Annotated in this window: 18 protein-coding genes; 7 read left to right on the top strand and 11 right to left on the bottom strand. The window is 40.4% G+C overall.

The annotated features are described in order from the left end of the window. Positions 1-21: 21 nt before the first annotated feature. A complete protein-coding gene (locus ASG01_RS13695; protein ID WP_055864737.1) occupies positions 22-693 on the top strand; it encodes a hypothetical protein in 672 nt (223 codons plus the stop codon). A 27-nt stretch (positions 694-720) separates the two neighbouring features. After that, positions 721-1692, top strand: coding sequence for a deoxyhypusine synthase family protein (locus ASG01_RS13690; protein WP_047444737.1), 972 nt, complete (start codon positions 721-723; stop codon positions 1690-1692). Positions 1693-1746: 54 nt separating this feature from the next. Here the strand turns inward: ASG01_RS13690 and ASG01_RS16095 are convergent, their stop codons facing one another. After that, positions 1747-1893 (bottom strand): hypothetical protein, encoded by a 147-nt coding sequence (locus tag ASG01_RS16095; RefSeq protein ID WP_185097244.1) that lies wholly within the window; start codon positions 1891-1893, stop codon positions 1747-1749. 41 nt (positions 1894-1934) lie between these two features. Here ASG01_RS16095 and ASG01_RS13685 point away from each other — a divergent pair, with 41 nt between their 5' ends. Then, positions 1935-2234: an MGMT family protein gene (locus ASG01_RS13685; protein ID WP_055864734.1), complete on the top strand. Its 300-nt coding sequence runs from the start codon at positions 1935-1937 to the stop codon at positions 2232-2234. A 128-nt stretch (positions 2235-2362) separates the two neighbouring features. After that, positions 2363-2710, top strand: a complete 348-nt coding sequence (locus tag ASG01_RS13680) for a hypothetical protein (protein WP_055864731.1) — start codon at positions 2363-2365, stop codon at positions 2708-2710. 278 nt (positions 2711-2988) lie between these two features. On the opposite strand, the gene htpG is transcribed toward ASG01_RS13680, so the two are convergent. From htpG to ASG01_RS13630, 10 genes are all read right to left on the bottom strand, one after another. Beyond that, positions 2989-4881 carry a molecular chaperone HtpG gene (gene htpG / locus ASG01_RS13675; RefSeq protein ID WP_055864963.1) on the bottom strand — a complete coding sequence of 631 codons (1893 nt, stop codon included), beginning with the start codon at positions 4879-4881 and terminating at the stop codon, positions 2989-2991. A gap of 189 nt (positions 4882-5070) precedes the next feature. Then, positions 5071-6075, bottom strand: coding sequence for a recombinase RecA (recA, locus tag ASG01_RS13670; RefSeq protein ID WP_055864727.1), 1005 nt, complete (start codon positions 6073-6075; stop codon positions 5071-5073). Between the two features lie 136 nt (positions 6076-6211). After that, on the bottom strand, positions 6212-7408 hold the full coding sequence (locus ASG01_RS13665; protein WP_055864725.1) for an oxygenase MpaB family protein: 1197 nt from the start codon (positions 7406-7408) through the stop codon (positions 6212-6214). Positions 7409-7539: 131 nt separating this feature from the next. Then, positions 7540-8550: a type I glyceraldehyde-3-phosphate dehydrogenase gene (gap, locus tag ASG01_RS13660; protein WP_055864722.1), complete on the bottom strand. Its 1011-nt coding sequence runs from the start codon at positions 8548-8550 to the stop codon at positions 7540-7542. Positions 8551-8584: 34 nt separating this feature from the next. Beyond that, on the bottom strand, positions 8585-9571 hold the full coding sequence (gene pfkA / locus ASG01_RS13655; RefSeq protein WP_055864720.1) for a 6-phosphofructokinase: 987 nt from the start codon (positions 9569-9571) through the stop codon (positions 8585-8587). Positions 9572-9825: 254 nt separating this feature from the next. Next, positions 9826-10035, bottom strand: a complete 210-nt coding sequence (locus tag ASG01_RS13650; protein ID WP_055864717.1) for a hypothetical protein — start codon at positions 10033-10035, stop codon at positions 9826-9828. A 107-nt stretch (positions 10036-10142) separates the two neighbouring features. After that, positions 10143-10901: a TIGR03915 family putative DNA repair protein gene (locus ASG01_RS13645; RefSeq protein WP_055864714.1), complete on the bottom strand. Its 759-nt coding sequence runs from the start codon at positions 10899-10901 to the stop codon at positions 10143-10145. Between the two features lie 12 nt (positions 10902-10913). After that, positions 10914-11210, bottom strand: a complete 297-nt coding sequence (locus ASG01_RS13640) for a type II toxin-antitoxin system RelE/ParE family toxin (protein ID WP_055864711.1) — start codon at positions 11208-11210, stop codon at positions 10914-10916. Next, entirely contained in the window at positions 11210-11443 is a 234-nt protein-coding gene (locus tag ASG01_RS13635) for a type II toxin-antitoxin system ParD family antitoxin (protein WP_055864709.1), read from the bottom strand. The genes ASG01_RS13640 and ASG01_RS13635 overlap by 1 nt, the downstream gene beginning before the upstream one ends. 63 nt (positions 11444-11506) lie before the next feature. Further along, positions 11507-12766, bottom strand: a complete 1260-nt coding sequence (locus ASG01_RS13630) for a putative DNA modification/repair radical SAM protein (protein WP_055864706.1) — start codon at positions 12764-12766, stop codon at positions 11507-11509. 189 nt (positions 12767-12955) lie between these two features. Between ASG01_RS13630 and ASG01_RS13625 the strand changes: the two genes are divergently transcribed. The 3 genes from ASG01_RS13625 to ASG01_RS13620 are packed head-to-tail and all read left to right on the top strand — an operon-like array spanning position 12956 to position 14822. Beyond that, entirely contained in the window at positions 12956-14284 is a 1329-nt protein-coding gene (locus tag ASG01_RS13625) for a hydroxymethylglutaryl-CoA reductase, degradative (protein WP_055864703.1), read from the top strand. Beyond that, entirely contained in the window at positions 14284-14439 is a 156-nt protein-coding gene (locus ASG01_RS16030; RefSeq protein WP_157844202.1) for a hypothetical protein, read from the top strand. Before ASG01_RS13625 ends, ASG01_RS16030 begins: the two co-directional genes overlap by 1 nt. Next, positions 14436-14822: a DUF423 domain-containing protein gene (locus ASG01_RS13620; RefSeq protein ID WP_055864702.1), complete on the top strand. Its 387-nt coding sequence runs from the start codon at positions 14436-14438 to the stop codon at positions 14820-14822. The genes ASG01_RS16030 and ASG01_RS13620 overlap by 4 nt, the downstream gene beginning before the upstream one ends. The last annotated feature ends 59 nt before the right edge of the window (positions 14823-14881 follow it).

The raw sequence follows: 14881 nt of genomic DNA, 5'->3' as shown, positions 1-14881 counted from the left end.
ATTTTTAGAAAAATTATTACCATGATCAAAAAATTCATTTTTGCCGGGGCTTTTCTGTGCCCTTTCATCTTCAATGCGCAACAGGAAACGATGAAATCTTCCGAGCCGAGAGTGGCTGTAATTCCTCACGTGGGTTACGGATACCGTTTAGCGAAAGCACCTTCAGATTCAAATCCGGAAACCAGAAAATACATCAACGGATTGCGTGGCGGTCTGGATGTTGGCATTGGAGCTTTTTATTTATTAAACGGCAATGGCGCTGTCGGTATTAAAGGTTCTCTTTTTTCAGCATCAAGCACGGGAAGAATTACGGTTCAGACAGGAAGCGGAACGAGTACGAGCTTGGCGGTGAATACAGATGATAATATCTCTTTCATTGGAGCGTCTTACATGTTTTCAAATTTTAAATCAGATACCAAACACAAACTTCTGTACGATATTGCTTTGGGTGTCATTACGTATACGACAAAAACCGGGAATGTAAAAGGTGTAGGCTCAAGTTTGGGTGCGGATATTAATTTTGCCTATCAATATGCTGTGACAGATAATATTTTTATCGGTCCGAAACTCGGTCTGATTGGAGGAACGATTACGAAGATGAAATATAACGGCGTTGTATATGATTTTCCCGAAGATCAGGGTGAAGGTCTTACCCGACTTTCTCTGAGTGCAGCAGCTACTTTCCGTTTTTAAATTTTTACCTTTGTAAAAAATCTAAAAATGAGCAAACCGATTACAGAATTTATCGAAAAATATTATTTGCATTTCAATGCAGCAGCTTTGGTAGACGCATCTAAAGGATATGTTGCCCACCTTAAAGAAGGCGGAAAAATGATGATTACTTTGGCTGGAGCAATGTCTACTGCCGAATTAGGAAAAATTTTAGCTGAAATGATCCGTCAGGATAAAGTTGATTTTATCTCTTGTACAGGAGCAAACCTTGAGGAAGATTTGATGAATTTGGTGGCGCATTCTCATTACGAAAGAGTTCCGCATTACAGAGATTTGACGGCTCAGGACGAGTGGGATTTGCTGGAAAGAGGCTTAAACAGAGTAACAGACACGTGTATTCCTGAAGAAGAAGCTTTCAGAAGATTGCAGAAACACATCGTAGAAATCTGGAAAGATGCTGAAGCTAAAGGTGAAAGATATTTTCCGCATGAATTTATGTACAAAATGATTCTTTCTGGAGTTTTGGAGCAGTATTATGAAATTCCTAGAGAAAATTCGTGGATGATCGCTGCGGCTGAGAAAAATTTGCCAATCGTGGTTCCGGGATGGGAAGATTCTACCATGGGTAATATTTTTGCATCCTACTGTATCAAAGGTGAACTGACTGCGACAACCATGAAATCCGGCATTGAATACATGACGTATCTGGCAGATTGGTACACAAAAAATTCAGCAGGAAAAGGCGTTGGATTCTTCCAGATTGGTGGAGGTATCGCAGGAGATTTCCCAATCTGTGTGGTTCCGATGCTGTATCAGGATATGGAAATGCACGACATTCCGTTCTGGTCTTATTTCTGTCAGATTTCAGATTCAACGACTTCTTACGGTTCATATTCCGGAGCAGTCCCGAATGAGAAAATTACCTGGGGAAAGTTGGATATCACCACTCCGAAATTTATTGTGGAAAGCGACGCAACCATCTGTGCACCCTTGATGTTTTCTTACATTCTGGAAAATTAAAATCAGTTTTAAAAATAATGAAAGCGTTCCTCGGAACGCTTTTTTTTGATAGTATCAGTCCATCGAATTAATCAAAACATAATACCGATAGGCGAGGATGGCTTTCTGCCATTTGGTAAGTTTGAGCGGATCTTTATTGCTCAGTTTCGGTAAAACAGCCTTGTTTATTTTGTGAAGAAATTTGAAAAACGATTTTTTCATCGCTGTTGTGTTTTATAAATTTACAAATCTTAAAAGGTAGCATGAAGAATCAGATTTTCGTCACACAGGTTTGGGAGATTACAAAACTTATTCCAAAGGGCAGAGTTTCTACGTATGGCGCGATTGCCAAAGCGGTAGGTTTCCCGAATCATTCGCGGCATGTGGGAAAAGCGATGTCGGGCTGTCCGAAAGATGTTCCGGCGCACCGGGTAGTTGCGGCTGGCGGAAAATTATCCGTTCCCGAATTTGAAGTCAAGCTAAAAGCAGAAGGAATTTCTTTTCGCTACGGTAAGATTGAAAATTTTAAAGAACTTTTTTGGAATCCGATGGAGGAGTTGTGAGAAATGTTTGTGTTTGGGGCGCGGCCGTAGGCCGCGCCCCGAAACGCAAGATGAACAAAAATGAAATTTTATTCTAACGCAGCAAACTTATATATATTTGAAGGGCAAAAAAGGAAAAAATTTACAAAATGAAAAGATTTATCATTATTGCATTTTCTATTTTGAGCTTTTCATTATATTCTCAAAATGACAAACCACTAAGAAATCCGTATACATTGGAAATCGCGGCTAATGAAACTCAACAATATGGTATGGATGTAAAGGAAAGCCCATATTTTGTCAAAGCAGAAGTTCTTCAAATATATTGTGGCGAAAAAATTTTTGTAGAATGTGAAATTGAAGGTGATTCAATAAGTCATATGAAAGTCGTTAAAAATATGATCTATCCTCAAAAAACTATTATTATTGATTTTGATCAAAATTCAGAAAACAGAAAAGAAATCCGTACAGATTTAAGAGTTAAAAAATCCGTTTAACAGAAAGCTTTCTTACAAGGCACTTATGTTTACTCCGATAAGTCAGCAATGGAAAAGAACCTCGATAATTCCAATAGAACCTAATCAGGAAAACTTTGAAATGTGGCCGCATTCTATCATAACTTTAGTATTGGATGACTGGAGACTTGAATAAATTGTAGATTATAAAATAAGAATGAAGGAAAATCTGTCAAACACGGTATCTTTCAGCAAATAAAAAAATCCCGGCTCATTAATACGAGCCGGGATTTCTATTTTAAGATTTTAAAAATTTTAAATTACTTATTCAGATTCTGATAACTTCTTGAGATAAAATCCGTCAGATCTTTTCCTTTCAACAGGTTTTGAGAAAGTTTTGCCAAATCCAAAGCGTATTTTATCTTAGAATTTTTAGATTCGGCATTTTCTGAAGCGATAATTTCTGAAGCAAATTCGCTGTTTGAGTTCACCACCAAATTATACATTTCGGGGAAGCCGCCCATTCCAAACATTCCGCCGCCGCCGGTCGCCTGCATATCTTTCATTCTTCGCATAAATTCAGGTTGCGTAATCACGAATGGTGCATCAGTGCTGTCTAAATCTTCAACCTGTACAGAAAATTTCTTATCAGAGATCGCTTCTTCAATATTCTTTTTCAGCGTTTCTTTTTCCGTTTCATTAAGTTTTGAAATCGCTGGTTCATCTTTCTTAATCAGATTATTAATGTGATCAGCATCCACTCTCGCAAAAGTTACCTTCTCTTTTGAACCTTCCAGTTTCTGAATCAAATGCGGAACAATAGGAGAATCTAAAAGCAGAACTTCGTAGCCTTTATCTTTCGCAGACTGTATGTAGCTGTGCTGCTCATCGGCGTTACTCGCATATAGAATCACAAAATTTCCGTCTTTATCAGTTTGATTTGGTTTCACTTTTTCCTCAAGCTCATTCCACAGGTAATATTTTCCGTCAGTGGAAGGGTAAAGCGTAAATTTATCAGACTTTTCGGCAAATTTGTCTTCAGAAATAATTCCGTACTCGATGACGATTTTTATGTCGTTCCACTTCTTTTCATAATCTCCGCGGTTTTCGTTGATCAGAGAAGCCATTTTGTCGGCCACTTTTTTCGTGATGTAAGAAGAGATTTTCTTCACTGCGCCATCCGCCTGAAGGTAAGAACGCGAAACATTCAAAGGAATATCCGGCGAATCGATCACTCCACGAAGCAGCATTAAGAAGTCTGGAACGATTCCTTTCACTTCATCCGTTACAAAAACCTGGTTTTGGTACAACTGAATTTTATCTTTTTCAATATTTAAATTGTTTGCCAGTTTTGGGAAATACAAAATTCCGGTAAGGTTGAACGGATAATCTACATTCAGGTGAATATGGAAAAGCGGCTCCTCAAACTGCAAAGGATAAAGTTCGTGGTAGAATTTTGAATAATCTTCAGAAGTCAGCTCACTTGGCGCTTTTGTCCACGCCGGAGTCGGATTATTCACGATGTTGTCAACTTCCTGTGTTTCGGCAACAGCATCTTCTGCAGCATCTTCTGCTAAAGGTAAAGTTTCTGTTTTGGTTCCAAATTTAATAGGAACAGGCATGAATTTGTTGTACTTCAATAACAGTTCACGAATTCTGCTTTCCTCTAGAAACTCTGTAGAATCTTCTGCAATGTGAAGAATAATCTCTGTTCCTCTGTCGGTTTTATCAGTCGTTTCTTCAAGCGTAAATTCTGGGCTTCCATCGCAAATCCAGCGAACGGCTGGCGTGTCTTTGTATGATTTGGTAATGATTTCCACTTTTTCTGCCACCATAAATGCAGAGTAGAAGCCTAAACCAAAGTGACCGATAATCCCTGAATCTTTTGCAGAATCTTTATATTTTTCTAAAAACTCTTCTGCTCCGGAAAACGCCACCTGGTTGATGTATTTTTCAACCTCTTCGGCGGTCATTCCAATTCCCTGGTCGGTAATCGTTAACGTTTTTGCATCTTTATCAATCTTAACTTCGATTTTAGGATTTCCGTATTCTACCTGTGCTTCACCGATTGTTGAAAGATGTTTAAGTTTCAAAGTCGCATCTGTCGCATTTGAGATCAGCTCTCTCAAAAATATTTCGTGATCGCTATACAAGAATTTCTTGATCAGCGGAAAGATATTCTCCACCGATACGTTGATATTTCCTTTTGTCATAACTGTACTTTTATTGATTTTGAGGTCTGTTTCTCCAAAAATATACCGTTCAGCATTGCGTGACATAATGACAGTTTTATGGAAATTATTAAAGTAAAATCATGTGAAAAATTGACTTTCAATTATTTTAAATCAGAAACAAAAAAAGACAGCCTAAAAGCTGTCTTCATCAATTATTTATAAAGCAAATTATTTCTTGTTTGCAATCTCTTCCTTGATCTTGTTTTCAAGTTCATCTGCAAGTTCCGGGTTGTCTTTCAAAACATCACGAACTGCATCACGGCCTTGTCCAAGTTTCGTTTCGCCATAGCTAAACCAAGATCCGCTTTTCTTCACGATCGCCATTTCTACTGCCTGGTCGAGAATTTCTCCTGTTTTAGAAACACCTTCACCGTACATAATGTCAAATTCTGCCATTTTAAATGGCGGAGCAACTTTATTCTTCACGATTTTCACTTTCACACGGCTACCAACCGCCTCATCACCTGTTTTAATCGGTGCGCTGGCTTTTCTGATATCAATTCTCACAGAAGCGTAAAACTTCAAAGCATTACCACCAGTTGTTGTTTCAGGATTTCCAAACATCACCCCGATTTTTTCTCTCAGCTGGTTAATAAAAATTACCGTACATTTTGTTTTAGAAATAGTTCCGGTGAGTTTTCTCAAAGCCTGAGACATTAATCTTGCATGAAGACCCATTTTAGAATCTCCCATTTCACCTTCGATCTCCGCTTTTGGCGTCAATGCTGCCACAGAGTCAATCACCACGATGTCAATTGCTCCCGAACGGATCAGGTTATCGGCAATTTCCAAAGCCTGTTCGCCATTATCCGGCTGCGAAATAATCAGGTTTTCAAGATCAATTCCTAATTTTCCTGCATATCCTCTGTCGAAAGCGTGCTCAGCATCTATGAAAGCGGCGATACCACCGGCTTTCTGAGCCTCCGCGATTGCATGCAAAGTCAACGTTGTTTTACCTGAAGATTCCGGTCCGTAAATCTCGATGATTCTTCCTCTTGGATAGCCGCCAACTCCTAAAGCGATATCCAAACCAAGCGAACCGGAAGGAATCACTTCAATGTTTGTATCGATGGCAGAGTCGCCAAGCGTCATCACGGTACCTTTTCCGTAGGTTTTATCTAGTTTATCAAGCACCAAAGCCAGTGCTTTTTTCTTATCGTCTGTAGTACTCATTCTTAGTATAATATTTGATCAAAAATACAGAAATTTAATGTGAAAAGCTAAAAATTTCGTGTAAAATTAGCAGATTATCATCGTTAAAATTAGCCAATTTTTATCATAAATTCATCGTGGCTTTTAAGCTGATTATTTACCGGAAATTTGAAGCTTTTGTAGTGCCCAGATAATCTTTTAAAACTTTTCTCTGATCTCTGTCGCCAATTGCGATTCGCTTCTCGCGACTCCAGATACGGTCAAAAATGTGGTTCAGCACGATCTTCGTTTTTGGGAAAGCATTTTTAAAAGAAACTTCAGGAATTTTCAGTCGTTCACAAACGTCTTTGTCAAGCAAAAACCACGTACAGCAAATATGAAGATAACGCAGATTTTTCCGTTGAAAATTATATTTCAGAATCGGGTTGACGAGTGATTCATTTAGAAGGGAATGTGCCAGCAAAACTGAATCGCTGTCTGAAGGTGGCTGCACGGCAGTCCAGTGATAAAAAAGCTCTGTTGCCTGCCTGCGGTTTTCGGGTAAAAGTTTTTCGGGAATGCCGAGAAGATAACCAACGTATTTCCAGAGGTGAAAATGACCGCGCTCTTCTTTTTCTGAAATGGTATTTCCCAGTTTAAGAAGTCCGTGCATGAAAACCAAGCTGAAACCAATGTACGTCGCCATCATGTCCCAGTTATTAATAGGTTCGCCTTGCTCAGCAGTGTTCCAGTCAGGATAGTTTTTCTTGATGTTGAGCCGTGCGTAGGAATGAATTAATCTTGTTTTAATTGCAAATTCATATCCTTTTTTATGAATTTGTAACGCATCATACCGCGTGACATTTACCCAGAAATCCAACGTCTCAGAAAGTCGTTTTACCGCGCCTTTTTTCAATGCTTCCGTAGCGATCAGAGGTTTGCTGAGGAAGCGGTAGTCGTAGCCGCCGATAAGACAGTAATCGCGCAGCGAAATCAGGCTGTCTACATTACAGCGCATACAGAGTTCGGCGCCGCTTTTCAAAAGGTCATAATCGAGCCAATCCGGGATTTGCTGCGTCTGCAGGAAAAGTTTTTTTACACTGTCCGGTACACTATCATTTTCTGAAACGCCGTTTCGGATGTAATGATCGATCTCTGCAGAAGCTTCCGGATAGCTTTTTTTAAAATAAATATCTTTCACCACCTCATCGCCAATCTCATCGTACTGATAAAAGTACGGTGCGTATTCTTCAAATGTATCGAAGTTTACCTCAGCTCCGGAAAGGTCGATCAAAGCTTTGCCATTGCCTTTCGTCCAGAAGCTGATAAAGTGCGGCGAATTTTTATATATGGGTTTTAAAACAGGTTCTTTCATACTATTCTAAAGGTACGGAATTCAGTTTAAAAGTCTCCGCTGAGATTTGTCACATTTCTAGCCAGGAAAACTTCATAGCAACAAAAAAACCTTCCGTTGCCGAAAGGTTTTACTATATGAAAATATGATTCTTATTTTGTAAGAGAAGCTGCGTGAATCAGCATATCTACCAATTTGTTTGAGTAACCCATCTCATTGTCATACCATGAAACAAGTTTTACAAACTGTGGAGAAAGCATGATACCCGCGTCTTTGTCGAAGATTGAAGTTCTCTTATCTCCGATGAAGTCCTGAGAAACGACAGCATCTTCTGTGTAACCCAAAATACCTTTCAGTTCGCCTTCTGAAGCTTTTTTAATGGCTGCACAGATCTCTTCATAAGAAGTTGCTTTTTCTAATCTTACCGTTAAATCTACCACTGAAACGTCTACTGTAGGAACTCTGAAAGACATCCCTGTAAGCTTTCCGTTCAACGCAGGAATCACTTTTCCTACTGCTTTTGCAGCACCTGTAGAAGATGGAATGATGTTATTCAAAGCTGCTCTACCGCCTCTCCAGTCTTTCATCGAAGGTCCGTCAACAGTTTTCTGTGTCGCAGTCGTTGCGTGTACAGTTGTCATTAAACCTTCTTCGATACCGAAGTTATCGTGAATTACTTTTGCCAAAGGCGCCAGACAGTTTGTAGTACAAGAAGCATTTGAAAGAATTTTGATATCGTCTGTAAGCTCGTTGTGGTTTACACCCATTACAAACATCGGTGTATCGTCTTTAGAAGGGGCAGAAAGAATGACCTTTTTTGCACCTGCTTCGATGTGTTTTGCTGCGCTGTCTTTATCTAAAAACAAACCGGTAGATTCTACAATGTAGTCTGCACCGATCGCGTCCCACTTCAGGTTGCTTGGGTCTTTCTCAGCCGTTACTCTGATTTTTTTACCGTTTACCACAAGATCATTTCCTTCCACAGAAACTTCTCCCGGGAAGATACCGTGTACAGAATCATACTTCAGCATATACGCCATATATTCTGCATTAATCAGGTCATTGATACCTACGATCTCGATGTTTTCTCTCTCAGCCATTGCTCTGAAAACAAGACGGCCGATTCTACCAAACCCGTTAATACCTACTTTAATTGTTGACATAGTTGTTTTGATTTAATAAATTTATGTTTAATAATTAGATTGCTAATATCTCCGAAATCAACAGCAGATCCTGGTTGATTTCATTATGTTTTTTAATCGCTTCTTCAATGGGTGTGAAGACCAGTTCGTTTGATCTCATGCCGGCCATCACACAGTTTTGCCCTTCCATCAGTCCGGTTACGGCGCCGTATCCGAGTCGGCTTGCCAAAACGCGGTCTGCACAGCTTGGTGAGCCGCCGCGCTGTATGTGTCCCAGTATCGCAACACGGATGTCATAATCAGGGAATTTTTCTTTCGCTTTCTCGGCAAGTTCGTACACATTATTCAGCTTTTCGCCTTCTGCCACTACAACGATGCTTGAAGACTTCCCTGTCTTTTCAGCTTTCAGAAAGTTTGCAAAGAGATCATCTGCGCTGTCTTTCTTTTCAGGAATGAGAATATCCAGAGCACCTGTCGCAAGGCCACTGTTTAAAGCAATAAAACCTGCATCGCGGCCCATTACTTCGATGAAGAAAACCCTGTTGTGCGAGGTTGCCGTATCACGTATTTTATCGATGGCATCCATTGCAGTATTCAAAGCAGTGTCATAGCCGATCGTATTGTCTGTACCGAAAATATCATTGTCTATGGTGCCGGGAACGCCGATTACCTTAATGCCGAATTCTTCATTAAATATCTTCGCTCCGGTAAAAGTACCGTCTCCGCCGATGCAGACGATGGCTTCAATGCCGAGCTGTTTACAGTTTTCGTAGGCAGTCTGGCGGCCTTCTTTGGTCATAAATTCTTTCGATCTTGCAGATCTCAGTATCGTGCCGCCCTGGTTGATGATGTTTTTCACCGAGCGGGGCCCCATTTTCAGAAAATCATTGTGTATAAGTCCGTTGTACCCTTCACGCACGCCGTAGCAGTGGATGTCGTAATAGTTGGCCGTTCTTACAACCGCTCTCAGTGCCGCATTCATCCCGGGCGCATCGCCACCCGAGGTAAGAACTGCGATCTTCTTCACCGCGCTGTCTTTCATGTAGTCTAAATTTCGCAAACAAATTTACAAAAACAAGTTCAGATAACGGCAGTTTGTGGCGGTTTAGTTTAGGCTAAAGGTTTTATACACTGTTTACAGGGCTATGCCAAAAGCCCGCCTGCTTTTTATGAAAAGCCCGCCAGCTTTTTCAGAAAGGTGGCGTGCTTTTGCCTAAGTCGTTACTACGTTTTGACCAACTCGTCTAAAGCTTTTTTTAAAAGCAAGCTTGCTTTTGGGTAAATCCACGTTAGCTTTTAGAGATAATCAAGCTTGCTTCCGGGAAAAGCCTGCTGAGGTTTCAGATAAAACCTTGCATGCTTTTGGGTAAATCCATGCATGCTTTTTGGTAAAACCATGCATGCTTTTTCGAAAGCCGTCTGAAGGATTTTGATAAAGGTTTTAAAACCTTCCGGAAAGACGTTTTTACCCCGGAAAATATCATTACCAGGAGTTGCCAAAGTCATTACTGTGAGTTGGGGAAAAGATCGCCATCTTTTGGGTAAGAGATCGCCATCTTTCGGGAGAATACTTTAAAACAGATAAAAATTTGGTTTGAATCTTCCTTTCGAAACTATCTTTTCTCGGTAAGGTATTTCCAGTAGCGTTTCGGGACGTGCTGCAGATGAAGTTTGATATTTTTCCTTTCCACGATGTTGGTTTTAAAGAAGTACCGCTGCCAAAGCGTCTGGTATTTCTTTTCTTCATCGTGAAATTTCTCGTCATACCTGCTGAGGTCGATCTTCTCATCAGGGTAAAAAAAGTCGCAGTGCTCCAGATCGTACAGCAAACCGTACTGTCGTCTGAGATCATAAATCATCCACTTCTGATCCTGATACCGGTTCTGAAAATGCGTTTTGATGAGCGGAAGCACATTAAAATCGGGATCGATTTTGGCGAAATACACGTCATCCTGCATCTTTTCAAACCGGATAAAAGCCGTCATCCTGTGGCGTTCGCGGCTCACCGATTTGTTGATTTTGGCAATTCTCAGGATGCTTTCATCGGCATAATTCTGCAGAATATTCTCCCCCGGAAACTGCACCGACTGCCGTACCGCCGACAGTACCAGCGCTTCCAGGTCTGCTTCCTCCGAAAGAAAAACCTTCAGCAGCTCATGTATACCGACTTTCCCGATGCTTTGCTCCAGCTTTTTCAGCACACGCTCAGATTTTTCTTCGCTGGTAATCACTTCATGTATCTCAGCGAATATATTCTCCTGAAAAAAACGCTGTTGCGAAACAATCTCCACCTCGCGGTATTTGTACTCAAACACCTCGAAGATAGCTGTAAAAAGTCCGTCGAAACTGCCGTCGTAGCGTAGGGTGGTCATGCAAATCGTGTTTTAAAAATGTACGGGAAGATCCTTACTCCCGTGTAAAATGCGCACAATGCGAAGGTGATCGGCAAATATTCTGTAAAAAATGACGTGGTTGTCTTTTGGGAAACTGTATAGATTTTCTTTTATTTCTTCGCGGCGTTTTCCCAGCTCCGGATGGATGCATAACTGCTGTATCCGTTCCTCTATTTCCAGAAGATATTTCTCTGCCTGTGCAAATCCGAAATTCTCTTCTGTAAAATCAAATATGTCTTCAAGATCGTGATCGGCAGCTTCAGATAGAATGTAAAAGTGCCTGAACATTAAGGCTGGTGGTCGGTTTTCTTGGAAGCAATAATATCCTTTACGTTTCGCTTGCTCAATTTTCCCTCCCAACCTTTTTCTATTTCTACCTTTAAATCGCCAATGATGCGGTGTCGATAGGTCTCTTGAAGTCGAAGCGCATCTGTCACCACCTCAGTCGCATTCTGAAAATCACCCGACTGTATTTGGTCTGCGATATAATCTTCCTGTTTTTTGGTGAAACTTACATTCATATTCAAAGTTTAATCAAATATAAACAGTTTGATTATAAATAGCAAATATGGATAAATCTTACTTTAAAACAACGTCAGCTGCTGCGAAAACTGATCCTGAAATTTTGAAGTACTTCCGCCGATTAATAGTTTTTTTAGGTTTAAATCCGTCAGATGTCGCAGGAAAATATTGCCTGCATTAAAGTCGATGAAGTAACGCGCGCGGTTTACTGCTGCGCCGAGTTTCTGCAAATGCTCGATCGTAAGCACCTGAAAACGCCGTGCAGCCACAATTTTCTTTGCGGTCTTTACACCAATCCCAGGAATACGGAGAATCATCTGGTAATCGGCTGTCTGCAGATTCACCGGAAACTGATCCAGATGACGCAACGCCCAGCTGAGTTTTGGATCGACTTCAAGATCAAGAAACGGCATGTGCGGATCGAGAATTTCATCGGCTTTAAAACCGTAAAACCGCATCAGCCAGTCACTTTGGTACAGTCGGTTTTCACGAAGCATCGGCACCGCTGTCGTCAGTGCAGGCAGTCTTTTATCTTCCAGAACCGGCACATAACCGGAATAATAGACACGTTTTAAACTGTAGTTTTTATAGAAATGATCGGCAACTTTTATAATCTGAAGATCATTTTCATTGGTCGCACCCACGATCATCTGCGTCGACTGGCCTGCCGGAGCAAACTTCGGTACCTTTCTGAAGATTTTCTTTTCATCTTTAAACTGCGCGATTCCGTTCTGTACAAACTTCATCGGGTTCAGCATGTCTTCACGGTTCTTTTCCGGGGCGAGAAGTTTTAAACCACTTTCTGTAGGAATTTCAATGTTAATCGAAAGCCGGTCGGCGTATAAAGCCGCTTCACGCATCAGTTCATCACTCGCACCGGGAATTGATTTTAAGTGAATATAGCCGTTAAAATTTTCCTCAAGACGAAGTTTTTTCGCTACACGCACCAAACGTTCCATCGTCGTGTCTGCGTTTTTGAAGATTCCGGAGCTTAGAAATAATCCTTCGATATAGTTTCTGCGGTAAAAATTAATGGTTACATCAACGACTTCTTCTACCGTAAAGGCAGCACGTTTTATATCATTCGAACTTCGGGAAACGCAATATGCGCAATCATAAATGCAGTGATTGGTCAGCAGAACTTTCAGCAGAGAAACGCAACGGCCGTCTTCTGTGTAGGTGTGGCAAATGCCGGTCGCCGAACTGTCGCCGAGGCCGCCTTTTTTATTTTTTCTCGATCCGCCGCTTGAGGAACACGAAACATCATATTTCGCGGCATCAGCCAAAATCTCCAGTTTTTCCTTTATACGGTCGAAATTCATTATTAAATATTAGTGCGTTTGGTCATCCAAAAATACGTTTAAACTTGACAAATATCAAGGTAAACCGATTGAACCTGTCAACTGCTGTAACTTGTAAATTCTGTATATTTACCGTGATTTTTATATTTTGAAAGCAAAAAATTAGTTTTAAAGATACGCAATTCTGCAGTTTTAAAAAATATACACCCGATGAATCATCAGCCCGTAGAAGGTTTTTCTAAAAAGACCAAAAATGACAAAGTAGACTGGCTTGTAAATACTTATCTCTCCGGAAATCAGGAATTTAAAAATATTCTGACACAATACTGGAACGACGATAAAGATCTTCAGAAACTTCATGACGAATTTTCGGAAAACACGATCTCCAATTTCTACATGCCGTACGGAATTGCTCCAAATTTTTTAATCGACGGAAAATTACTGGCTTTACCAATGGCTGTGGAAGAAAGTTCGGTGGTTGCTGCGGCTTCAAAGGCCGCGAAATTCTGGCTTGACAAAGGTGGTTTCAAAACGACCATTATCAATACCGAAAAACTGGGTCACACACATTTTATTTTAAATGTGGAACCGCACAAACTGCTGCATTTTTTCAATTTTAAACTGAAGAAAAAACTTCTTGAAAGTACAGAAGCCATCACGGCGAATATGAGAAACCGTGGCGGTGGAATTCTCGATATTAAGCTCATCGATAAAACGGCCGAGCTGAAAAATTATTTCCAGCTGAAAGCAAGTTTTAACACGGTAGATTCGATGGGCGCAAATTTTATCAATTCCTGCCTTGAGCAGTTTGGTAAAACTTTGAAAGAAGAAGTAGCCAACGATGTCGATTTTTCTCAGGAAGAAAAAGATTCACTGCAGATTGTAATGAATATTTTGTCAAATTTCACGCCCGACTGCATCGTTCGCGCTGAGGTTTCATGTAAAATTGTAGATCTGAAAGACGACAGCGGAATTTCAAACGAAGAATTTGCCTGGAAATTTAAACAGGCCGTTACCATCGCAGAAATCGAACCGTACCGCGCCACGACGCATAATAAAGGCATAATGAATGGAGTAGATGCGGTTGTCATCGCCACCGGAAACGATTTCCGTGCGACTGAAGCCTGCGCTCACGCATATGCTTCAAAAGATGGAAAATATTCTTCATTGACACATTGCACGACTGATAACGGAATTTTCCGATTCTGGATCGATCTACCAATTTCCGTGGGCGTTGTGGGCGGACTGACAAATCTTCATCCGCTGGTGAAATTTTCGATGGCACTTTTGGGTAAACCTTCCGCTCAGGAACTGATGAGTATTCTTGCGGTTTCCGGTCTGGCGCAAAATTTCGGAGCATTACGATCGCTTGTCACAACAGGAATTCAGAAAGGTCACATGAAAATGCATCTGTTTAATATTCTTAACCAAATGGGCGCAACGGAAGATGAAAAGCAGCATTTTGTGACGTATTTCAAAGATAAAACTGTGAGTCATCATGAAGTGATTGCGGAATTAAACCGTTTAAGAACAGAATAATGTTTGGAATTATTGTTTCTGCCCTTATGCTGACTTTCGGAATTTTTCTGAAAATCACAAAAAATCCCGGAATGGCACAAAATAAAAAGTTTGCCTGGGTTTTTATAGGAATCGGTCTGGCTTCTCTAATTTTTAAAACTGTAAATTATAAATGAAAACAATTACCTTAGTTTTTGGTGCTGCCTACGGAATGCTTTCAGTGATTCTCGGTGCTTTTGGCGCGCATGCTTTGAAGAAAATTCTTTCTGTAGAAAGGCTGGAAAGCTTCGAAACCGGTGTCAGATATCAGATGTACGCCGCATTTTTTCTTTTAATAGTAGGCTATATTTTAAAATTTGAAACCAAAACTGAAAACTGGATTTCGTGGATGATGATCTTCGGAACGATTCTTTTTTCTTTCAGTATTTACGGTTTGAGTCTGCAGGATTATTTTGGAATGAATCTGAAATTCCTTGGTCCGATTACGCCGCTTGGTGGATTACTGATGATTTTAAGCTGGCTTTTTCTGATTTTTTACTTTGTGAAGAATAGATTTTAATCCTAAAATATTTCAGCACAACTAGCATTCGTTTTCTGACCGAAAACTTATAAAAATGC

Origin of the sequence: Chryseobacterium sp. Leaf180 (assembly GCF_001424585.1) — a bacterium.
In the GTDB taxonomy this organism is placed as follows: domain Bacteria; phylum Bacteroidota; class Bacteroidia; order Flavobacteriales; family Weeksellaceae; genus Chryseobacterium.
Note: the sequence above shows the minus strand (reverse complement) of the source record. Positions and strands in the feature narration are given on the sequence as shown.